Origin of the sequence: Phenylobacterium sp. (assembly GCF_035569475.1) — a bacterium.
Taxonomy (GTDB): Bacteria; Pseudomonadota; Alphaproteobacteria; order Caulobacterales; family Caulobacteraceae; genus Phenylobacterium.
The window spans coordinates 1-16,290 of record NZ_DATMNA010000014.1 but is presented as its reverse complement, the minus strand read 5'-3'; the positions used below and the strand labels follow the sequence as shown (position 1 = coordinate 16,290).

The window sequence follows — 16,290 nt, the reverse complement described above, 5'->3', positions numbered from 1 at the left end:
CGGGGACGCCCCCGATCCATTGGGAAGCCGTCCTGCCTAACCAAATCCCAGCCTGCTCCCGCCTGGGTCACTGCGAAGCGCCGGAGCCCTTCACCGCTGTTGCGGCTTCATCGGGCCCGGGCCGCCGAAACGGCCCCGGAGTCGGCGCGGAAGACGTCTTACATCTGGTCTTCGAACTTCTTGGCCAGCTCTTCGATGTTCTCGGGCGGCCAGTTGGGCACGTCCATGCCGAGGTGCAGGCCCATGCCGGCCAGCACTTCCTTGATCTCGTTCAAGGACTTGCGGCCGAAGTTCGGGGTGCGCAGCATCTCGGCTTCGGTCTTCTGGATCAGGTCGCCGATGTAGACGATGTTGTCGTTCTTCAGGCAGTTGGCCGAACGGACCGACAGCTCCAGCTCGTCGACCTTCTTCAGCAGCGCCGGGTTGAACGGCAGCTCCGGCTTGGCTTCGCCCTCGACCTTCTTCTTCGGCTCTTCGAAGGTGATGAAGATCTGGAGCTGGTCCTGCAGGATGCGCGCGGCATAGGCCACGGCGTCCACGGGCGTGACCGCGCCGTTGGTCTCCACTTCCATGATCAGCTTGTCGTAGTCGAGGCTCTGGCCCTGGCGGGTCGGCTCGACGCGATAGGCGACGCGCTTGACCGGGGAATAGAGCGCGTCGACGGCGATCAGGCCGATCGGGGCGTCTTCCGGACGGTTCATCTCGGCCGGGACGTAGCCCTTGCCGGTCTGGACCGTGAATTCCATGCGCACCTGGGCGCCGTCGTCCAGGGTGCAGAGCACGTGGTCGCCGTTGAGGATCTCGATGTCCGAGGGAGCCTCGATCTGGCTGGCGGTCACCGCGCCCGGGCCGGTGGCGCGCAGCGTCATCCGCTTCGGGCCCTCGGCGTGCATGCGCACGGCCAGTTGCTTGATGTTCAGCACGATGTCGACGACGTCCTCGCGCACGCCCTCAAGCGAGGAGAATTCGTGCACGACGCCGTCGATCTGCACCGCGGTCACGGCCGCGCCCTGCAGGGAGGAGAGAAGCACGCGGCGCAGGCTGTTGCCCAGCGTCACGCCGAACCCGCGCTCGAGGGGCTCGGCCACCAGACGCGCCTTACGGTTCGCGTCGGCGCCGGTCTCGATTTGCGGCTTCTCGGGACGGATAAGCTCGTTCCAGTTTCTTTCGATCACGGATTAGGTGTCCCTTGAAAACGCAGGATCGCCGGCCGCCAACGCGGTCCGGCGCAGGGAATTAGGTACTTGAACTCTAGACGCGCCGACGCTTGGGCGGCCGGCAGCCGTTGTGCGGAATGGGCGTGACGTCGCGAATGGTGGTGATGGTCATGCCGACGGCCTGCAGGGCGCGGAGCGCCGACTCGCGGCCCGAACCGGGGCCGGAAACATTGACTTCCAGGGTCTTCACGCCGTGTTCCGCAGCCTTCCGGCCCGCGTCCTCGGCCGCCATCTGGGCGGCGTAGGGCGTCGACTTACGCGACCCCTTGAACCCCATCATGCCGGCGCTGGACCAGGAGATCGTGTTCCCCTGGGCGTCGGTGATGGTGATCATCGTGTTGTTGAACGAGGCGTTCACATGCGCCACGCCCGACGTGATGTTCTTACGTTCGCGGCGTTTGACGCGACCCGGTTCCTTGGCCATCGGAGATAAGCTCTCTTACTTCTTCTTGCCGGCGATCGGCTTGGCGGGGCCCTTGCGGGTCCGGGCGTTGGTGTGGGTGCGCTGGCCGCGGACCGGCAGGCCCTTGCGGTGACGGAGGCCGCGGTAGCAGGCCAGGTCCATCAGGCGCTTGATATTGACCGCGGTCTCGCGGCGCAGGTCGCCCTCGACGGTGAAGTCGCGGTCGATGGTCTCACGGATCTGCAGCACTTCCTGGTCGGTGAGCTGGTTGACGCGGCGCGCGTCCTCGATGCCAACCTTGGATACGATCTCGCGAGCCTTCGCGGGGCCGATGCCATGGATGTACTGAAGCGCGATCACCACGCGCTTGTTAGTCGGAATGTTGACGCCAGCAATACGGGCCACGTGTCGATCTCTCCTGGTCACGCAAGAGAAGCGCGAACGGCGCCCCGGCCCCTCGCCCCGAAGGTCAAGCCGGTTCGTCCTTCGCGCTCTTTCGCGGAAGCGCTCCGTTATAGGGATCGTTGCGGGTCCGTCAACAACGGAAACGCCCATTTATGAACGGAAAAGGGCGGGCGCAAGGCCCTGCCCCGCCCGCGTCCGTACGCATAACGCCCCTCGACTCTGCCGGGGAACGCCTGAGGAAAGCATGAAGACGCCCCGGGGCGCAATTCCCCAGGCTTTGGCCCCCTTGCGTCGATTCCCCCGGCGCCGTCACTTAGCGCGTCGAATCGGGGGAGATCGTGATGGCCTTGCGCAACAGGATGATGGCGGCGGCGGGTTTCGTGGCCGTCTTGGCGCTGGGCGGCTCCTCGGCGGCCGCCAAGGACCTGGCGATCCACGCCGGACGGCTGATCGACGGGACCGGCAAGGCCCCGCAGACCCAGGTCACCATCCTGGTCCACGACGACCGGATCACCGCGGTTCAGACTGGCTTCACCGCGCCGAAGGGCGCCGAGGTGGTCGACCTGTCCAATTCCACGGTCCTGCCCGGCCTGATCGACGACCACGTCCACATCACCCAGGGCTATCACAAGGGCGACCCCATCCGGACCGCCATGACCCACACCGACTATGACGGGGCGATCGAGGCGACCACCTACGCCCGCGACACCCTGATGGCCGGCTTCACCTCCGCGCGCGACGTGGGCGCCTCCACCGAGGTGATCGTGGCCCTGAAGCGTCAGATCAACGCCGGCGTGATCCCCGGCCCGCGGCTGTGGGTGGCCGGGACTCCGCTGAGCCCCACCGGCGGCCACGGCGACGCGGCCGACGGCCTGGATCCCGAGCTGGAGCACCCGCACTGGACCGAAAACCTGGTCGACAGCCCCGAGGCCGGCCGCCGGGCGGTGCGCACCCTGCGCCGCAACGGCGCGGACCTGATCAAGATCATGCCCTCCGGCGGCGTGGCCTCGATCGGCGACAATCCGGCCCTGCAACTGATGGCCGACGACGAGATCAAGGCGATCATCGAGACCGCCCATTCGCTGGGCATGAAGGTCGCCGCCCACGCCCACGGCAAACAGGCGATCGACCACACCATCGCCCTGGGCGTCGATTCCATCGAGCACGGCACCTACGCCGACGCCGAGAGCTACAGGCTGTTCAAGGAGCACGGGACCTATCTGGTGCCGACCCAGTTGGTGGGCGCCAAGATCTATGAGCACGCCAAGACCCATCCCGAGGACCTCAACCCCGACACGGTGCGCAAGACCTTCGAGGTGATCCCGACCATGCTGAAGAACCTGCACGACGCCTACGCGGCGGGCGTGAAGATCGCCTTCGGCACCGACACCTTCGGCATGTCCAACCACGGCGAGAACGCCCAGGAGCTCAAGCTGATGGTCAACGCCGGCATGCCGCCGATGGAGGCCATCAAGGCCGCCACCTGGAACGCCGCCGACCTGCTCGGCGACACCAAGGACGTGGGCACGGTGCAGCCCGGCCGCTACGCCGACATCATCGCCGTCGACGCCGACCCCCTGAAGGACGTCACCGTCCTCGAGCACGTCGCCTTCGTGATGAAGGGCGGCGTCGTCTACAAGGCCAAGGGCGCGCCGGTCGCCCGCTAGCGCTTGACGCGGGCCATCGGCAGTCCCGACAGTCGGCCCATGACCTCCGACGCCGATTTCATCCGCGGCCTGCCCAAGGCCGAGTTGCACCTGCACATCGAGGGCAGCCTCGAGCCTGAGCAGATGTTCGAGTTCGCGCGGCGCAACCGCGTGAGCCTGCCGTTCGCGACGGTGGAGGAGGTCCGCGCGGCCTATGCCTTCGGAAACCTGCAGGACTTCCTGGACATCTATTACCAGGGCGCCGCCGTGCTGCGGACCGAGCAGGATTTCCACGACCTGGCCATGGCCTATTTCCGCCGCGTCGCCGCCGACGGTTGCCGGCACGTGGAGCTGTTCTTCGACCCGCAGACCCACACCGACCGCGGCCTGCCGTTCTCGGTGGCCGTCGAGGGCCTGCTGTCCGGCATGGCCGAGGCCAAGGCGAGCCTTGGGATCACCTCGAAGCTGATCCTCTGCTTCCTGCGCCACCTGGACGAGGACGCCGCCTTCGCCACGCTGAAAGCCGCCGAGCCTTGGCTTAACCGCATCGCCGGCGTCGGCCTGGATTCCTCGGAGCTCGGCCATCCGCCTTCGAAATTCGCCAAGGTTTACCGCGAGGCCCGAGCGCGCGGCCTCAAACTGGTCGCCCACGCCGGCGAGGAAGGGCCGCCGGAATATGTCTGGGAAGCCCTGGACGTGCTGGGCGTCGACCGCATCGACCACGGCAACCGCAGCCTGGAGGACGCGGCCCTGGTGGAGCGCCTGGCGAAGTCCGGCATGACGCTCACCGTCTGCCCGCTCTCCAACCTGAAGCTCTGCGTGGTGGACGACCTGAAGGCCCATCCGCTGAAGCGGATGCTGGGCCTGGGGCTGAAGGCCACCGTCAACTCCGACGACCCAGCCTATTTCGGCGGCTACCTGGCGGAGAACTGGATCCAGACCGCCGCCGCGGTCGGCCTGACCCGGGACGAACTCGTCACGCTCGCCAAGAACAGCTTCACCGGCTCGTTCCTGACCGCGGCCGAGGTCGCGCCGCACCTGGCGGCGGTGGATGAGTATGCCAACGCGCACTCATAGCACCGCTCATCCCCGCTTTCGCGGGGATGAGCGGCGCAGGTGAGGCTACCGCGCCTTGTCCAACGCCTTGTCGATCCCGGCGGCCACCGCCTCGATCGAGCCCATGCCGTCGACTTCCACCAGCTTCTTCTGGCCCTGGTAATAGGGCAGCAGGGGCGCGGTCTGGGTGTTGTAGGCGTCGAGCCGGACCTTGAAGCTTTCCGGGTTGTCGTCGGGGCGGCCGCTTTCGGCGTAGCGGCCGGCGATGCGCTGCATCAGGGCCTCGTCGTCGACTTTCAGGCGGATCACCTCGTCGATGCGCGAGCCGCGGTGTTCCAGCATGCGGTCGAGCGCCTCGGCCTGGGCGAGCGTGCGCGGGAAGCCGTCGAAGATCGCCCCGCCGGCGGCCTCGGCCTCGGGCAACCGGCTCTCGATCAGCTCGATGACGATGTCGTCGGAAACCAGGTCGCCGCGCTCCATGATGCCGGCCACGCGCTTGCCGAGTTCGGAGCCGGACGCGATGGCGGCGCGCAGCATGTCGCCGGTGGAGAGCTGGACCATCTTGCGGGTCTCGACCAGGCGCTTGGCCTGGGTGCCCTTCCCCGCCGCCGGCGGCCCAAACAGGATCAGATTCATCAGCCCTCCCGTCGCCGGCCCTCTTTGCGGAGCCTGCGATGCTTGCCCTTAGCGGCCGCGGTTGCCCCGCAGCTTCGACTTCTTGATCAGCCCTTCGTACTGGTGCGCCAGCAGGTGGGACTGGATCTGGGTCACCGTGTCCATGGTGACGCTGACCACGATCAAGACCGAGGTGCCGCCCATATAGAAGGGGGCGTTGTAGTAGCCGATCAGCACCTCCGGCAGCAGGCAGACGACGGCGATATAGGCCGCGCCGATCACCGTCAGGCGCGTCAGCACGAAATCGAGATATTCCGCCGTGCGCTTGCCGGGCCGGATGCCGGGCATGAAGCCGCCGTACTTGCGCAGGTTCTCCGCGGTGTCCTCCGGGTTGAACACCACGGAGGTGTAGAAGAAGCAGAAGAAGACGATCAGCAGCCCGTAGGCGATCATGAACGCCGGCCGGCCGTGCTGAAGCTGACCCACCGCGCCGGGCAGCCACTGCAGCCACGACGGCAGGTTCGTGTTCGCCGCAAAGCCCATCACCGTCGCCGGCAGCAGCAGCAGCGAGGAGGCGAAGATCGGCGGGATCACGCCGGACGTGTTGATCTTCAGCGGCAGGAACGAGGTGTCGCCGCCGAACATGCGGTTGCCCACCTGGCGCTTGGGGTACTGCACGAGCAGGCGCCGCTGCGAGCGCTCCATGAAGACGATGGCCATGGTCACGGCGATCACCAGGGCGAAGATCACCACCAGGGCGCCGGGGTTCATCGCCCCCGTGCGCGCCAGGGAGAAGGCTTGGGCCAGGTAGCGCGGGAAGACCGCCACGATGCCGGCGAAGATGATCAGCGAGACGCCGTTGCCCACCCCGCGGCTGGTGATCTGCTCGCCCAGCCACATCAGGAACAGGGTGCCGCCGGTGAGCGTCGCCACCGTCGAGATCACGAAGAAGATGCCGGGATTGTCGACGATCCCCTGCCCCGCCTGCAGGCCCATGGCGATGCCGAAGGACTGGAAGAGCGCCAGGATCACCGTCAAGTAGCGGGTGTACTGGTTGAGCTGTTTGCGCCCCGCCTCGCCGCCTTCCTTCCTGAGCTTCTCCCAGGGCGGATAGATCGTGCCCATGAGCTGCACGATGATCGAGGACGAGATGTAGGGCATCACGTTGAGGGCGAAGACGGCCATGTTCCGCACGGCGCCGCCGGAGAACATGTTGAACATGCCGAGGATGCCGCTGGCCTGGCCCTGGAAGGCCTGGCTGAACGCCGCGATGTTGATGCCGGGGATCGGGACGTAGCAGCCGATCCGATAGACGATCATCGCCACCAGGGTGAAGATCAGTCGCTTGTGCAGCTCCGTGGCCTTCGAAAAGGCCTCGACGTTCAGATTGGCTGCGAGTTGTTCAGCGGCCGAAGCCATTCACCAGATCCCCTGACTCTTGATGAGCCTGACTCGTCGTCACCACCAGATAGGACACGCCGGCCCCACTTGCGAGGCCGGAATGGTCCCGGGTCCGGCTCAGGCCTCGACGGCCGGAGCTTCCTTCTTGGTGGTGGTCACCTTGCCCCCGGCTTTTTCCACCGCAGCGACCGCCGAGGCGGAGGCGGAGTAGACGGTGATGTCGAGCTTGGTCTTGAGCTCGCCCTTACCCAGCAGGCGCACGCCGTCCTTGGCGCGGCGGATGACACCGGCCTTCAGCAGCTCGTCGGCGCTGATGGCCTTCTTGGCGTCGAGCTTGCCGGCGGCGATCGCCTGCTCCAGGCGCCACAGGTTCACCTCGGCGAAGTCCTTGCGGTTGCGCGAGTTGAAGCCGCGCTTGGGCATGCGCATGTGCAGCGGCATCTGGCCGCCTTCGAAGCCGGCGATGGCGACGCCGGAGCGCGCCTTCTGGCCCTTCACGCCGCGGCCGGCGGTCTTGCCCTTGCCCGAACCCGGGCCGCGGCCGACGCGCATCCGGCCCTTGACGGAGCCTTCACGGGGCGAAAGTTCGTTGAGTTTGGTCATGTGCCTCTCCTTGGAGATCTGGCGCCGGAGCGAAGCCCCGACTCGGCTGTTGAATTCATCCCTCCTCTTCAGGGGAGGGAACGACTCGCCGAAGGCGAGCGAGGGTGGGGGTTACGGGTTCAAGCTCGACGCTTGATCGTGACTTCCCCGCCCGTCTCGCGTCTCCGACGCGAGCCACCCTCCCCCAAAGAGGAGGGATGGCTCGGAGCTACTTCTCCACCACCTCGACCATGTGGGCGACCTTGGCGATCATGCCGCGCACGGAGGGGGTGTCTTCCAGGGTGGAGACGCGGCCGACGCGGTTCAGGCCGAGGCCCGAAAGGGTCGCGCGCTGATCCTTCTTGCGGCGGATCGGGCTGCCGGTCTGGCGAACGGTGACGGTTGCCATGTCAGTTTATCCTTCGACGTCCGCGGCCGGCGTCGAGGCGCCGTCGGCGCGGCGGCCGATGACGTCCGAGACCTTCTTGCCGCGCTTGGCGGCGACCTGGCGGGGCGAAGACTGAGCCTTCAGCGCCTCGAAGGTCGCGCGCACCATGTTGTAGGGGTTGGACGAGCCGACCGACTTGCCGACCACGTCCTGCACGCCCAGGGTTTCCAGCACCGCGCGCATCGGGCCGCCGGCGATGACGCCGGTGCCCGGAGGCGCCGAGCGGACCATCACCTTGCCCGCGCCCCAACGGCCGTTGCCGTCGTGGTGCAGGGTGCGGCTTTCGCGCAGCGGCACGCGGATCATGGTCTTCTTGGCTTCCTCGGTCGCCTTGCGGATGGCTTCCGGCACTTCGCGCGCCTTGCCGTGACCGAAGCCGACGCGGCCCTTCTGGTCGCCGACGACCATCAGAGCGGCGAAGGAGAACCTGCGCCCGCCCTTCACGGTGGCGGCGACGCGGTTGATGTGCACCAGCTTTTCGACGATTTCGCTATCGCGTTCTTCTTCGCGATTGTTGCGATTGCCGCCGCGGTTGTCGTCCCTGCGAGCCATCTAGCGTTCCTTAGAAGTTCAGGCCGGCTTCACGCGCGGCATCCGCCAGCGCCTTCACCCGGCCGTGATAAAGATAGCCACCGCGATCGAAGACCACGTCCTTGACGCCCTTTTCGATGGCCCGTTGGGCCACCAGGGCGCCCACGCGGGCCGCGGCGTCCTTGTCGGCGCCCTTCGTCTTCTTCTCGCCGCCTTCCAGCGACGAGGCGGCGGCGAGCGTCACGCCGCGCTCATCGTCGATGACCTGGGCGTAGATGTTCTTCGACGAACGGAAGACCGACAGACGCGGACGCCCGTTGGCCAGCTTGCGCAGACGGGTGCGCGTACGTTGCGCGCGCTTCTGCGAGGAATCTCGGGAGGAAAGGGCCATGACCTACTTCTTCTTGCCTTCCTTGCGGCGCACGTTCTCGCCGGCATAGCGCACGCCCTTGCCCTTGTAGGGCTCCGGCGGGCGGATGCGGCGGATGCGGGCGGCCATCTCGCCGACGGCCTGCTTGTCGATGCCGCTGATCTTGATCTCGGTCTGCTTCGGCACGGCGAAGGCGATCCCGGCCGGGGCCGGAATGTCGACGTCGTGGCTGAAGCCGAGCTGCATGGAGAGCGCCTGGCCCTTCATCGCCGCGCGGTAACCCACGCCCACCAGCTCCAGCGTCTGCTCGAAACCGGTGGTGACGCCGGTGACCATGTTGGCCACCAGGCTGCGCGACAGGCCCCACATGGCCTGGGCGCGCTGGCTGTCGGCCTTCTTGGAGAGCGTCAGTTCGCCGTTCTCCTGGCGCACTTCGATCTCTTCGGCGACCGTCCAGGCGAGCTGGCCCTTGGGCCCCTTCACCGTGACCGTCTGGCCGTCGAGGGTCACCGTGACCCCGTTGGGGATGGCGACCGCCTTCTTTCCGATACGAGACATATCAGTAGACCCGGCAGAGGACTTCGCCGCCCACGTTCGCGTCACGCGCGGCCGTGTCCGACATGACACCCTTGGGCGTCGACAGGATCGAGATCCCGAGGCCGTTCTTCACGGGCTTCAGGTCCTTGATCGACGAATAGACGCGACGGCCGGGCTTGGAGATGCGGGCGATGTCGACGATGACGGGCGCGCCATCGAAGTACTTCAGCTCGATCTCGAATTCCGGGAAGGCGCCGGGCTTTTCCACCAGGTGGTAGCCGCGGATGTAGCCTTCGTCGGTCAGCACGTCGAGGAGACGGGCGCGCATCTTCGACGCGGGCGTCATCACCTTCGAGCGGCCGCGGATGGCGGCGTTCTTGATGCGGGCGATCAGATCGCCGATGGGATCGTTGACCATCTGTGACCTCCCCTACCAGCTCGACTTGACGAGGCCGGGGATCAGCCCGTGCGAACCGAGGTCGCGCAGGGAGATCCGGCTCATCTTCAGCTTGCGGTAGTAGGCGCGCGGACGGCCAGTCACCAGGCATCGGTTACGGATGCGGGTCTTGGACGAACTGCGCGGCAATTCCGCCAGCTTCAGCCGGGCTTCGAAACGTTCTTCCAGCGGCAGCGCCTCGTTGTTGGCGATCGCCTTCAGCTCGGTGCGCTTGGCGGCGTATTGCTTGACGAGGGCCTGGACCCGCAGGTTGCGGTTGACGGCGCTTTTCTTGGCCATGGTGCTCTTTCCTCCCGCCCTAAGCCGCTTGGGCCGTGACGAACGGGAACTGGAATTCCTTGAGAAGCGCGCGCGCTTCGTCGTCGGTCTTCGCGGTCGTGGCGACGATGATGTCCATGCCCCACATCTGGTCGATCTCGTCGTAGTTGATCTCCGGGAACACGATGTGTTCGCGAAGACCCAGGGCGTAGTTGCCCCGGCCGTCGAACGAGGTCGGCTTGAGGCCCCGGAAGTCCTTCACCCGCGGCAGCGCGATGGTGATCAGGCGGTCCAGGAACTCATACATGCGGTCCGCGCGAAGGGTCACCTTGGCGCCGATCACCATGCCTTCGCGCAGCTTGAAGCCGGCGATGGAGGTGCGCGCCTTGGTGGGCACGGGCTTCTGGCCCGCGATCTTCGCCAGGTCGGCGATGGCGGCGTTGACCTTCTTGGAGTCGGCCACGGATTCGCCGATGCCCATGTTCAGGACGATCTTGTCCAGCTTGGGGATCTGCATCTCGTTGGTGTAGCCGAACTGATCCTTGAGCGACTTGCGGATACGGGTCCGGTAGTCGGTCTTCAGCCGCGGTTCGTAGGCTTGCTCAGCCATTTGCAATCACCTCGCCGGTCGTCTTGGCGAACCGGACCTTCTTGTCGCCGTCCATGCGGAAGCCGACGCGGGTGGGCTTACCCTTGGAGTCCACCACGGCCACGTTGGAGATGTGGATCGGGGCTTCCTTGCTCTTGATGCCGCCTTGCGGGTCGCCCTGCGTGGGGCGGGTATGGCGCTGAACCAGGTTCAGGCCGGCGACCACGACGCGCTCTTCCTTCGGCATCACCTTGGACACCGAGCCCTGACGGCCCTTGTCCTTGCCGGTGAGGACCACGACGCGGTCCCCCTTCTTGATCTTCGCCGCCATCACAGCACCTCAGGGGCGAGCGAAATGATCTTCATGTGGTTCTTGGCGCGCAGTTCACGAGGAACCGGGCCGAAGATCCGCGTGCCGATCGGCTCGCTTTGCTTGTTGACGATCACCGCCGCGTTCTTGTCGAAGCGGATGACCGAGCCGTCCTTGCGCTTGATGGCCTGGCTCGTGCGCACGACGATGGCCTGCAGCACATCGCCCTTCTTCACGCGGCCGCGCGGGATGGCCTCCTTCACGGAGACCACGATCTTGTCACCGACGCCGGCGTAACGGCGCCCAGCGCCGCCCAGCACCTTGATGCACATGACTCGGCGGGCGCCGGAGTTGTCGGCGACGTCCAGGTTAGTTTGCATCTGGATCATAGGTTCTGATCCCTTACGCTGCCTGGTCGGCGCCGCCCTTGGGCAGCACCTCCCAAGTCTTGGTTTTCGACTTCGGCGCGCACTCGATGATGCGCGCGTTGTCGCCGGCCTTGTAGGCGTTCGCCTCGTCGTGGGCGTGGTACTTCTTCGACCGACGGACGGTCTTCTTCAGCACCGGGTGCAGGAAGGTCCGCTCGACCTTCACCACCACCGTCTTGTCGCCCTTATCGGAGACGACAACGCCCTCGAGAATTCGTTTCGGCATCTGTCAGCTCTCCTCAGGCCTGCGCCTGCTTGGCCCGCAGGTGGGTCTTGATGCGCGCGATGTCCTTGCGCACCTGATCCACGCGGTGGGTCTTCTCGATCTGGCCGGTGGCCTTCTGGAAGCGCAGGTTGAACTGCTCCTTCTTCAGGCTGATCAACTGGTCGGCCAGTTGGTCGGGCGTCAGCCCGCGAACTTCGTCGATCTTCATCAGGCGTGCTCCGCGACGGCGGCGTCGATGCGGGTGACGATGCGGGTCTTCACCGGAAGCTTGGCCGCGCCGAGGCGCAGGGCTTCGCGGGCCACGTCGTCGGGCACGCCGTCGATTTCAAACATGATCCGGCCGGGGTGGACGCGCGCGGCCCAGTACTCGACCGAGCCCTTGCCCTTGCCCATCCGCACTTCGGCCGGCTTGTCGGTGACCGGCACGTCCGGGAAGATCCGGATCCACACCCGGCCCTGGCGCTTCATCTGGCGCGTGATCGCGCGGCGGGCCGCCTCGATCTGGCGCGCGGTGATGCGCTCGGGCTCGACCGACTTCAGGCCGTAGGAGCCGAAGTTCAGCGTGAAGCCGCCCTTGGCAAGACCATGGATCTTGCCCTTGAACTGCTTGCGGTACTTGGTCTTTTTCGGAGACAGCATCGGTCGGACCCTTAAGCGTTCGCCTGCTCGCGCCGATCGCGGCGCGGGCCGCGGTCGGGGCGATCGCCGGAGCGGTCACGACCGCCGCCTTCACCCGCGGGCCCGCTTTCGCCGGCCAGGCGTTTGTCCAGCGCCATCGGGTCGTGCTCGAGGACTTCGCCTTTGAAGACCCAGACCTTCACGCCGATGATGCCGTAGGTGGTCTTGGCCTCGGTGAAGCCGTAGTCGATGTCGGCGCGCAGCGTATGCAGCGGCACGCGGCCTTCGCGATACCATTCCATCCGCGCGATTTCCGCGCCGCCGAGGCGGCCGGAGACGTTGATGCGGACGCCCTTGGCGCCCAGGCGCATGGCCGACTGCATCGAGCGCTTCATGGCGCGGCGGAAGGCCACGCGGCGCTCGAGCTGCTGGGCGATGTTCTCGGCGATCAACTGGGCGTCGGTCTCGGGCTTGCGGATCTCGACGATGTTCAGGTGAACCTCGCCGTCCGTCATGGCCGCGATGTCCTTGCGCAGCTTGTCGATGTCCGCGCCCTTCTTGCCGATGATCACGCCGGGGCGCGCGGCATAGATGGTGATGCGGCACTTCTTATGCGGACGCTCGATGGTGATGCGCGACACGCCGGCCTGATACAGGCGCTTCTTCAGCGCGCGGCGGACCTTGATGTCCTCGTGCAGCAGCTTGCCGTACTCGGCGCCGTCGGCGAACCAACGGCTGTCCCAGGTGCGGTTGATGCCGAGCCGCAGCCCGACCGGATTGACTTTCTGACCCATCAGGCGGCCTCACCCAGTTCGCGGACCACGATGGTGATCTCGCTGAACGGCTTCTCGATGCGCGAAGCCCGACCCCGCGCACGGGCGGAGAAGCGCTTCATCACCAGGTTCTTGCCCACATAGGCCTCGGCCACGACCAGGGAGTCGATGTCGAGGTTGTGGTTGTTCTCGGCGTTGGAGATCGCCGAGTAGAGCGCCTTGCGGACATCGCTGGCGATGCGCTTGTGGCTGAACTCGAGCTCGTTCAGCGCCCGCTGGACCTTGAGGCCGCGGATCGACTGGGCGACCAGGTTCAGCTTGCGCGCCGAGGTGCGCAGGGTGCGCACCTTGGCCATCGCTTCGATGCCGGCCAGTCGGCGAACTTTCTTCGTCTGCGACATGGCTACTTCCTCTTGGCCTTCTTGTCGGCGGCGTGGCCGGGGAAGAAGCGGGTGGGCGCGAACTCGCCCAGCTTCATGCCGACCATGTCTTCCGACACGTGCACGGGGACGTGCTTCTGGCCGTTGTGCACGCCGAACGTGAGACCCACGAACTGCGGCATGATGGTGGAGCGGCGCGACCAGGTCTTGATCACGTCCTTACGGCCCGAGCTTTGAACGGCGTCGGCCTTCTTGAGCAGGTATCCGTCGACGAACGGACCTTTCCAGACAGAACGGGTCATCTCTTAACGAGCCTTCCTGGCGTGACGGGACCGGATGATGAACTTGTCCGTCGTCTTGTTGGTGCGGGTCTTGGCGCCCTTGGTCGGCTTGCCCCACGGGGTGACCGGGTTGCGGCCGCCGGAGGTCTTGCCTTCACCGCCGCCGTGCGGGTGGTCGACCGGGTTCATGGCGACGCCGCGGACGTGCGGGCGGCGGCCCTTGTGGCGGTTGCGGCCCGCCTTGCCCATGACCTCGTTCATGTGGTCGGGGTTGGACACCGCGCCCACCGTGGCCATGCAGCCGTCCGGCACCATGCGCAGCTCGCCCGAGTTCAGGCGGATCTGGGCGTAGCCGGCGTCGCGGCCGACGAGTTGGGCGTAGGTCCCGGCGGAGCGGGCGATCTGGCCGCCCTTCAGGGGCTTCAGCTCGACGTTGTGGATGATGGTGCCGATCGGCATGCCGCGCAGCGGCATGGCGTTGCCGGGCTTCACGTCGGCCTTCTCGGCGGCGATCACCTGATCGCCGACCTTCAGCCGTTGCGGGGCCAGGATGTAGGCCAGCTCCTCGTCGGCGTACTTCACCAGCGCGATGAAGGCCGTGCGGTTGGGGTCGTACTCCAGGCGCTCGACCGTGCCGACCACGTCGAACTTGCGACGCTTGAAGTCGATCTTGCGATAGAGCCGCTTGGCGCCGCCGCCGCGGAAACGCACCGCGATGCGGCCGCCGCCGCCACGCCCGCCGGTCTTGGTCAGTCCCTCGACGAGGGACTTCTCAGGACGGCCCTTGTGGAGCTCGGACTTGTCCACCAGCACGAGCTGGCGGCGACCCGGCGAGGTCGGATTATATTGCTTCAAGGCCATCGGATCAGAGCCCCGTGGTGATGTCGATCGACTGGCCTTCGGCCAGGGTCACGACAGCTTTCTTGACGTCGGAACGCCGGCCCTTGATGCCGCGGAACCGCTTGGTCTTGCCCTTGACGTTCAGGGTGTTGACCTTGGTCACGTTCACTTTGAACAGCGCCTCGACGGCCGCTGCGATCTCGTCCTTCGACGCATCGCCGGCGACCCGGAAGACCACCTTGTTGTGCTCGCTGAGCAGCGTCGCCTTCTCGGTGATGATCGGCGACAGGATGGTGTCGTAGTGGCGGGCGGTAGGTTGCTCGGCCATCACGCAGCCTCCTTCTCTTGGAAGCGCGCCTGGATCGCCTCGACCGCGTCCTTGGTCAGGACCAGGGTGCGGCGGCGCAGCACGTCATAGACGTTCAGGCCGGCGTTCGGCAGCACGTCCACATTGGGGATGTTCCGCGCGGCCAGGCCGAAGTTCTTGTCGACCTCGGCGCCGGCGATCACCAGGGCGTGGGTCACGCCCATGGCGCCCAGTTGCTCGCGCAGGCCGGCGGTCTTGGCGTCCTTCAGGGCGACGCTGTCGACGACGATCAGCGAACCGTCCTTGGCCTTCGAGGACAGCGCATGGCGCAGGGCCATGGCGCGGATCTTCTTGGGCAGGTCGAAGGCGTGGCTGCGGACGACCGGGCCGTGGGCCTTGGCGCCGCCGACGAACTGGGCCGCACGGCGCGAACCGTGACGGGCGCCGCCGGTGCCCTTCTGCTTGTACATCTTCTTGGAGGTCCGCGAGACTTCGTTGCGGACCTGGATCTTGTGGGTGCCGGCGCGGCGCTTGGCCAGTTGCCAGGTCACGCAGCGCTGCAGGATGTCGGCGCGGATCTCGGAAATGCCGAAGATCTCGTCGGACAGCTCGATCGAGCCGCCCTTCCCGCCGTCGAGTTTAAGGACGTCGAGTTTCATTACGCTTCATCCCCGGCTTCCGGCGCTTGCGCGGCCGGCGCTTCGGTTTCGGTGGCCTCGGCGGCGGGAGCCTCGGCTTCCGGCGCCGCGGTCACCGCGGGTTCTTCCGCGGCGGGCGCCTCGGCGGCGGCTTCCACGACCGGGGTCTCTTCCTCAGCGGCGGGAGCCTTGGGCTCTTCGCCGGCCTTGCGGAAGGCGCCGGGGGTCGGGATGTCCTTGGGCGCGGCGATCTTCACCGCGTCGCGGATCTTCACGAAGTCGCCTTCAGTGCCGGGGACGGCGCCCTTCACCAGGATCAGGCCGCGTTCGACGTCGACGCGCCAGACGGTGAGGTTGAGGGTGGTGACGGTTTCCTGGCCGAGGTGGCCGGCCATCTTCTTGCCCTTGAAGGTCTTGCCCGGATCCTGGCGCTGGCCGGTCGAGCCGTGGGCCCGGTGGGAGACGGACACACCGTGGGTGGCCCGCATGCCGCCGAAGTTCCAGCGCTTCATGGCGCCCTGGAAGCCCTTGCCGACCGTGGTCCCGGTGACGTCGATCTTCTGACCCGGAACGTAGTGGTCGGCGGTGAACTCCGAACCCACGTCGATCAGCATGTCCTCGGACACGCGGAACTCCGCGAGCTGGCGCCTGGGCTCCACTTCCGCCTTGGCGAAATGGCCGCGCATGGCCTTGGAGGTGTTCTTGGGCTTCTTGGCGCCCGCGCCCAGCTGGAGGGCCACATAGCCGTCCTTGTCCTGGGTGCGCTGGGCGACGACCGTGCAGCCTTCGAGGCTGAGGACGGTCACCGGCACATGGGTCCCCGCTTCATCGAAGAAGCGGGCCATGCCCAGCTTTTTGGCGATCACGCCGGTACGCATCTGGCTGACCCCTTAAAGCTTGATCTCGACATCCACGCCGGCGGACAGGTCGAGCTTCATCAGCGCGTCCACGGTCTGCGGGGTGGGGTCGACGAT

27 protein-coding genes and 1 pseudogene are annotated in these 16,290 nt (G+C 66.6%); 2 read left to right on the top strand and 26 right to left on the bottom strand.

The window, feature by feature from the left end; genetic code table 11:
- Positions 1 to 158 precede the first annotated feature (158 nt).
- From VNW53_RS01895 to rpsM, 3 genes are all read right to left on the bottom strand, one after another.
- On the bottom strand, positions 159 to 1,175 hold the full coding sequence (locus VNW53_RS01895) for a DNA-directed RNA polymerase subunit alpha (protein WP_325553251.1): 1,017 nt from the start codon (positions 1,173 to 1,175) through the stop codon (positions 159 to 161).
- A 76-nt stretch (positions 1,176 to 1,251) separates the two neighbouring features.
- Positions 1,252 to 1,641: a 30S ribosomal protein S11 gene (gene rpsK, locus VNW53_RS01890; protein WP_293367170.1), complete on the bottom strand. Its 390-nt coding sequence runs from the start codon at positions 1,639 to 1,641 to the stop codon at positions 1,252 to 1,254.
- 15 nt (positions 1,642 to 1,656) lie between these two features.
- Positions 1,657 to 2,025 (bottom strand): 30S ribosomal protein S13, encoded by a 369-nt coding sequence (gene rpsM, locus VNW53_RS01885; protein WP_293367171.1) that lies wholly within the window; start codon positions 2,023 to 2,025, stop codon positions 1,657 to 1,659.
- Positions 2,026 to 2,366: 341 nt separating this feature from the next.
- Here rpsM and VNW53_RS01880 point away from each other — a divergent pair, with 341 nt between their 5' ends.
- Both VNW53_RS01880 and VNW53_RS01875 read left to right on the top strand, forming a co-directional pair.
- Positions 2,367 to 3,692 carry an amidohydrolase family protein gene (locus tag VNW53_RS01880; protein ID WP_325553248.1) on the top strand — a complete coding sequence of 442 codons (1,326 nt, stop codon included), beginning with the start codon at positions 2,367 to 2,369 and terminating at the stop codon, positions 3,690 to 3,692.
- A gap of 39 nt (positions 3,693 to 3,731) precedes the next feature.
- Positions 3,732 to 4,748 (top strand): adenosine deaminase, encoded by a 1,017-nt coding sequence (locus VNW53_RS01875; protein WP_325553247.1) that lies wholly within the window; start codon positions 3,732 to 3,734, stop codon positions 4,746 to 4,748.
- Between the two features lie 45 nt (positions 4,749 to 4,793).
- On the opposite strand, the gene VNW53_RS01870 is transcribed toward VNW53_RS01875, so the two are convergent.
- The 23 genes and pseudogenes from VNW53_RS01870 to rpsJ form a co-directional block, all read right to left on the bottom strand.
- Positions 4,794 to 5,363, bottom strand: a complete 570-nt coding sequence (locus tag VNW53_RS01870) for an adenylate kinase (protein ID WP_325553245.1) — start codon at positions 5,361 to 5,363, stop codon at positions 4,794 to 4,796.
- A 48-nt stretch (positions 5,364 to 5,411) separates the two neighbouring features.
- Positions 5,412 to 6,761 (bottom strand): preprotein translocase subunit SecY, encoded by a 1,350-nt coding sequence (gene secY / locus VNW53_RS01865; protein ID WP_325553244.1) that lies wholly within the window; start codon positions 6,759 to 6,761, stop codon positions 5,412 to 5,414.
- 99 nt (positions 6,762 to 6,860) lie between these two features.
- Positions 6,861 to 7,346, bottom strand: a complete 486-nt coding sequence (gene rplO, locus VNW53_RS01860) for a 50S ribosomal protein L15 (RefSeq protein ID WP_325553243.1) — start codon at positions 7,344 to 7,346, stop codon at positions 6,861 to 6,863.
- Between the two features lie 208 nt (positions 7,347 to 7,554).
- A complete protein-coding gene (rpmD, locus tag VNW53_RS01855) occupies positions 7,555 to 7,734 on the bottom strand; it encodes a 50S ribosomal protein L30 (protein WP_325553242.1) in 180 nt (59 codons plus the stop codon).
- Positions 7,735 to 7,740: 6 nt separating this feature from the next.
- The gene (gene rpsE, locus VNW53_RS01850) at positions 7,741 to 8,325 is read right to left on the bottom strand and encodes a 30S ribosomal protein S5 (RefSeq protein WP_325553240.1); all 585 of its coding nucleotides are present in this window, start codon (positions 8,323 to 8,325) and stop codon (positions 7,741 to 7,743) included.
- 10 nt (positions 8,326 to 8,335) lie between these two features.
- A complete protein-coding gene (gene rplR / locus VNW53_RS01845; RefSeq protein ID WP_325553238.1) occupies positions 8,336 to 8,695 on the bottom strand; it encodes a 50S ribosomal protein L18 in 360 nt (119 codons plus the stop codon).
- A gap of 3 nt (positions 8,696 to 8,698) precedes the next feature.
- Positions 8,699 to 9,232 (bottom strand): 50S ribosomal protein L6, encoded by a 534-nt coding sequence (gene rplF / locus VNW53_RS01840; RefSeq protein WP_325553236.1) that lies wholly within the window; start codon positions 9,230 to 9,232, stop codon positions 8,699 to 8,701.
- 1 nt (position 9,233) lies between these two features.
- Complete coding sequence (gene rpsH / locus VNW53_RS01835) at positions 9,234 to 9,629, bottom strand: 30S ribosomal protein S8 (protein WP_325553234.1); 396 nt, start codon at positions 9,627 to 9,629, stop codon at positions 9,234 to 9,236.
- 12 nt (positions 9,630 to 9,641) lie between these two features.
- A complete protein-coding gene (gene rpsN / locus VNW53_RS01830; protein WP_325553233.1) occupies positions 9,642 to 9,947 on the bottom strand; it encodes a 30S ribosomal protein S14 in 306 nt (101 codons plus the stop codon).
- A 19-nt stretch (positions 9,948 to 9,966) separates the two neighbouring features.
- Complete coding sequence (gene rplE, locus VNW53_RS01825) at positions 9,967 to 10,536, bottom strand: 50S ribosomal protein L5 (RefSeq protein ID WP_325553232.1); 570 nt, start codon at positions 10,534 to 10,536, stop codon at positions 9,967 to 9,969.
- The gene (gene rplX, locus VNW53_RS01820; RefSeq protein ID WP_325553230.1) at positions 10,529 to 10,846 is read right to left on the bottom strand and encodes a 50S ribosomal protein L24; all 318 of its coding nucleotides are present in this window, start codon (positions 10,844 to 10,846) and stop codon (positions 10,529 to 10,531) included. The genes rplE and rplX overlap by 8 nt, the downstream gene beginning before the upstream one ends.
- Positions 10,846 to 11,214, bottom strand: a complete 369-nt coding sequence (rplN, locus tag VNW53_RS01815; protein WP_325553228.1) for a 50S ribosomal protein L14 — start codon at positions 11,212 to 11,214, stop codon at positions 10,846 to 10,848. Before rplN ends, rplX begins: the two co-directional genes overlap by 1 nt.
- A 13-nt stretch (positions 11,215 to 11,227) precedes the next feature.
- Entirely contained in the window at positions 11,228 to 11,479 is a 252-nt protein-coding gene (gene rpsQ / locus VNW53_RS01810; RefSeq protein ID WP_325553227.1) for a 30S ribosomal protein S17, read from the bottom strand.
- A 13-nt stretch (positions 11,480 to 11,492) separates the two neighbouring features.
- Positions 11,493 to 11,687, bottom strand: a complete 195-nt coding sequence (gene rpmC / locus VNW53_RS01805; RefSeq protein WP_325553226.1) for a 50S ribosomal protein L29 — start codon at positions 11,685 to 11,687, stop codon at positions 11,493 to 11,495.
- Positions 11,687 to 12,118: a 50S ribosomal protein L16 gene (gene rplP / locus VNW53_RS01800; protein ID WP_325553224.1), complete on the bottom strand. Its 432-nt coding sequence runs from the start codon at positions 12,116 to 12,118 to the stop codon at positions 11,687 to 11,689. Before rplP ends, rpmC begins: the two co-directional genes overlap by 1 nt.
- Positions 12,119 to 12,129: 11 nt before the next feature.
- The gene (rpsC, locus tag VNW53_RS01795; protein WP_325553222.1) at positions 12,130 to 12,891 is read right to left on the bottom strand and encodes a 30S ribosomal protein S3; all 762 of its coding nucleotides are present in this window, start codon (positions 12,889 to 12,891) and stop codon (positions 12,130 to 12,132) included.
- Complete coding sequence (gene rplV, locus VNW53_RS01790; RefSeq protein WP_325553220.1) at positions 12,891 to 13,271, bottom strand: 50S ribosomal protein L22; 381 nt, start codon at positions 13,269 to 13,271, stop codon at positions 12,891 to 12,893. Before rplV ends, rpsC begins: the two co-directional genes overlap by 1 nt.
- A gap of 2 nt (positions 13,272 to 13,273) precedes the next feature.
- Entirely contained in the window at positions 13,274 to 13,552 is a 279-nt protein-coding gene (gene rpsS / locus VNW53_RS01785; protein ID WP_293370216.1) for a 30S ribosomal protein S19, read from the bottom strand.
- A gap of 3 nt (positions 13,553 to 13,555) precedes the next feature.
- Positions 13,556 to 14,392 (bottom strand): 50S ribosomal protein L2, encoded by an 837-nt coding sequence (rplB, locus tag VNW53_RS01780; protein WP_325553218.1) that lies wholly within the window; start codon positions 14,390 to 14,392, stop codon positions 13,556 to 13,558.
- Between the two features lie 4 nt (positions 14,393 to 14,396).
- The gene (locus VNW53_RS01775) at positions 14,397 to 14,699 is read right to left on the bottom strand and encodes a 50S ribosomal protein L23 (protein WP_293371489.1); all 303 of its coding nucleotides are present in this window, start codon (positions 14,697 to 14,699) and stop codon (positions 14,397 to 14,399) included.
- Positions 14,699 to 15,337, bottom strand: a complete 639-nt coding sequence (gene rplD / locus VNW53_RS01770; RefSeq protein WP_325553215.1) for a 50S ribosomal protein L4 — start codon at positions 15,335 to 15,337, stop codon at positions 14,699 to 14,701. The genes VNW53_RS01775 and rplD overlap by 1 nt, the downstream gene beginning before the upstream one ends.
- A complete protein-coding gene (rplC, locus tag VNW53_RS01765; protein WP_325553214.1) occupies positions 15,337 to 16,194 on the bottom strand; it encodes a 50S ribosomal protein L3 in 858 nt (285 codons plus the stop codon). The genes rplD and rplC overlap by 1 nt, the downstream gene beginning before the upstream one ends.
- 12 nt (positions 16,195 to 16,206) lie before the next feature.
- A pseudogene (gene rpsJ / locus VNW53_RS01760) lies at positions 16,207 to 16,290 on the bottom strand (30S ribosomal protein S10); the annotation flags it as partial.

Bases quoted from the DNA above. Each gene is read 5' to 3' on its own strand.
- rpsK (WP_293367170.1), bottom strand. From the start codon at position 1,641: ATGGCCAAGGAACCGGGTCGCGTCAAACGCCGCGAACGTAAGAACATC.
- VNW53_RS01880 (WP_325553248.1), top strand. From the start codon at position 2,367: ATGGCCTTGCGCAACAGGATGATGGCGGCGGCGGGTTTCGTGGCCGTC.
- VNW53_RS01875 (WP_325553247.1), top strand. From the start codon at position 3,732: ATGACCTCCGACGCCGATTTCATCCGCGGCCTGCCCAAGGCCGAGTTG.
- VNW53_RS01870 (WP_325553245.1), bottom strand. From the start codon at position 5,363: ATGAATCTGATCCTGTTTGGGCCGCCGGCGGCGGGGAAGGGCACCCAG.
- secY (WP_325553244.1), bottom strand. From the start codon at position 6,761: ATGGCTTCGGCCGCTGAACAACTCGCAGCCAATCTGAACGTCGAGGCC.
- rplO (WP_325553243.1), bottom strand. From the start codon at position 7,346: ATGACCAAACTCAACGAACTTTCGCCCCGTGAAGGCTCCGTCAAGGGC.
- rpmD (WP_325553242.1), bottom strand. From the start codon at position 7,734: ATGGCAACCGTCACCGTTCGCCAGACCGGCAGCCCGATCCGCCGCAAG.
- rpsE (WP_325553240.1), bottom strand. From the start codon at position 8,325: ATGGCTCGCAGGGACGACAACCGCGGCGGCAATCGCAACAATCGCGAA.
- rplR (WP_325553238.1), bottom strand. From the start codon at position 8,695: ATGGCCCTTTCCTCCCGAGATTCCTCGCAGAAGCGCGCGCAACGTACG.
- rplF (WP_325553236.1), bottom strand. From the start codon at position 9,232: ATGTCTCGTATCGGAAAGAAGGCGGTCGCCATCCCCAACGGGGTCACG.
- rpsH (WP_325553234.1), bottom strand. From the start codon at position 9,629: ATGGTCAACGATCCCATCGGCGATCTGATCGCCCGCATCAAGAACGCC.
- rpsN (WP_325553233.1), bottom strand. From the start codon at position 9,947: ATGGCCAAGAAAAGCGCCGTCAACCGCAACCTGCGGGTCCAGGCCCTC.
- rplE (WP_325553232.1), bottom strand. From the start codon at position 10,536: ATGGCTGAGCAAGCCTACGAACCGCGGCTGAAGACCGACTACCGGACC.
- rplX (WP_325553230.1), bottom strand. From the start codon at position 10,846: ATGGCGGCGAAGATCAAGAAGGGGGACCGCGTCGTGGTCCTCACCGGC.
- rplN (WP_325553228.1), bottom strand. From the start codon at position 11,214: ATGATCCAGATGCAAACTAACCTGGACGTCGCCGACAACTCCGGCGCC.
- rpsQ (WP_325553227.1), bottom strand. From the start codon at position 11,479: ATGCCGAAACGAATTCTCGAGGGCGTTGTCGTCTCCGATAAGGGCGAC.
- rpmC (WP_325553226.1), bottom strand. From the start codon at position 11,687: ATGAAGATCGACGAAGTTCGCGGGCTGACGCCCGACCAACTGGCCGAC.
- rplP (WP_325553224.1), bottom strand. From the start codon at position 12,118: ATGCTGTCTCCGAAAAAGACCAAGTACCGCAAGCAGTTCAAGGGCAAG.
- rpsC (WP_325553222.1), bottom strand. From the start codon at position 12,891: ATGGGTCAGAAAGTCAATCCGGTCGGGCTGCGGCTCGGCATCAACCGC.
- rplV (WP_325553220.1), bottom strand. From the start codon at position 13,271: ATGTCGCAGACGAAGAAAGTTCGCCGACTGGCCGGCATCGAAGCGATG.
- rpsS (WP_293370216.1), bottom strand. From the start codon at position 13,552: ATGACCCGTTCTGTCTGGAAAGGTCCGTTCGTCGACGGATACCTGCTC.
- rplB (WP_325553218.1), bottom strand. From the start codon at position 14,392: ATGGCCTTGAAGCAATATAATCCGACCTCGCCGGGTCGCCGCCAGCTC.
- VNW53_RS01775 (WP_293371489.1), bottom strand. From the start codon at position 14,699: ATGGCCGAGCAACCTACCGCCCGCCACTACGACACCATCCTGTCGCCG.
- rplD (WP_325553215.1), bottom strand. From the start codon at position 15,337: ATGAAACTCGACGTCCTTAAACTCGACGGCGGGAAGGGCGGCTCGATC.
- rplC (WP_325553214.1), bottom strand. From the start codon at position 16,194: ATGCGTACCGGCGTGATCGCCAAAAAGCTGGGCATGGCCCGCTTCTTC.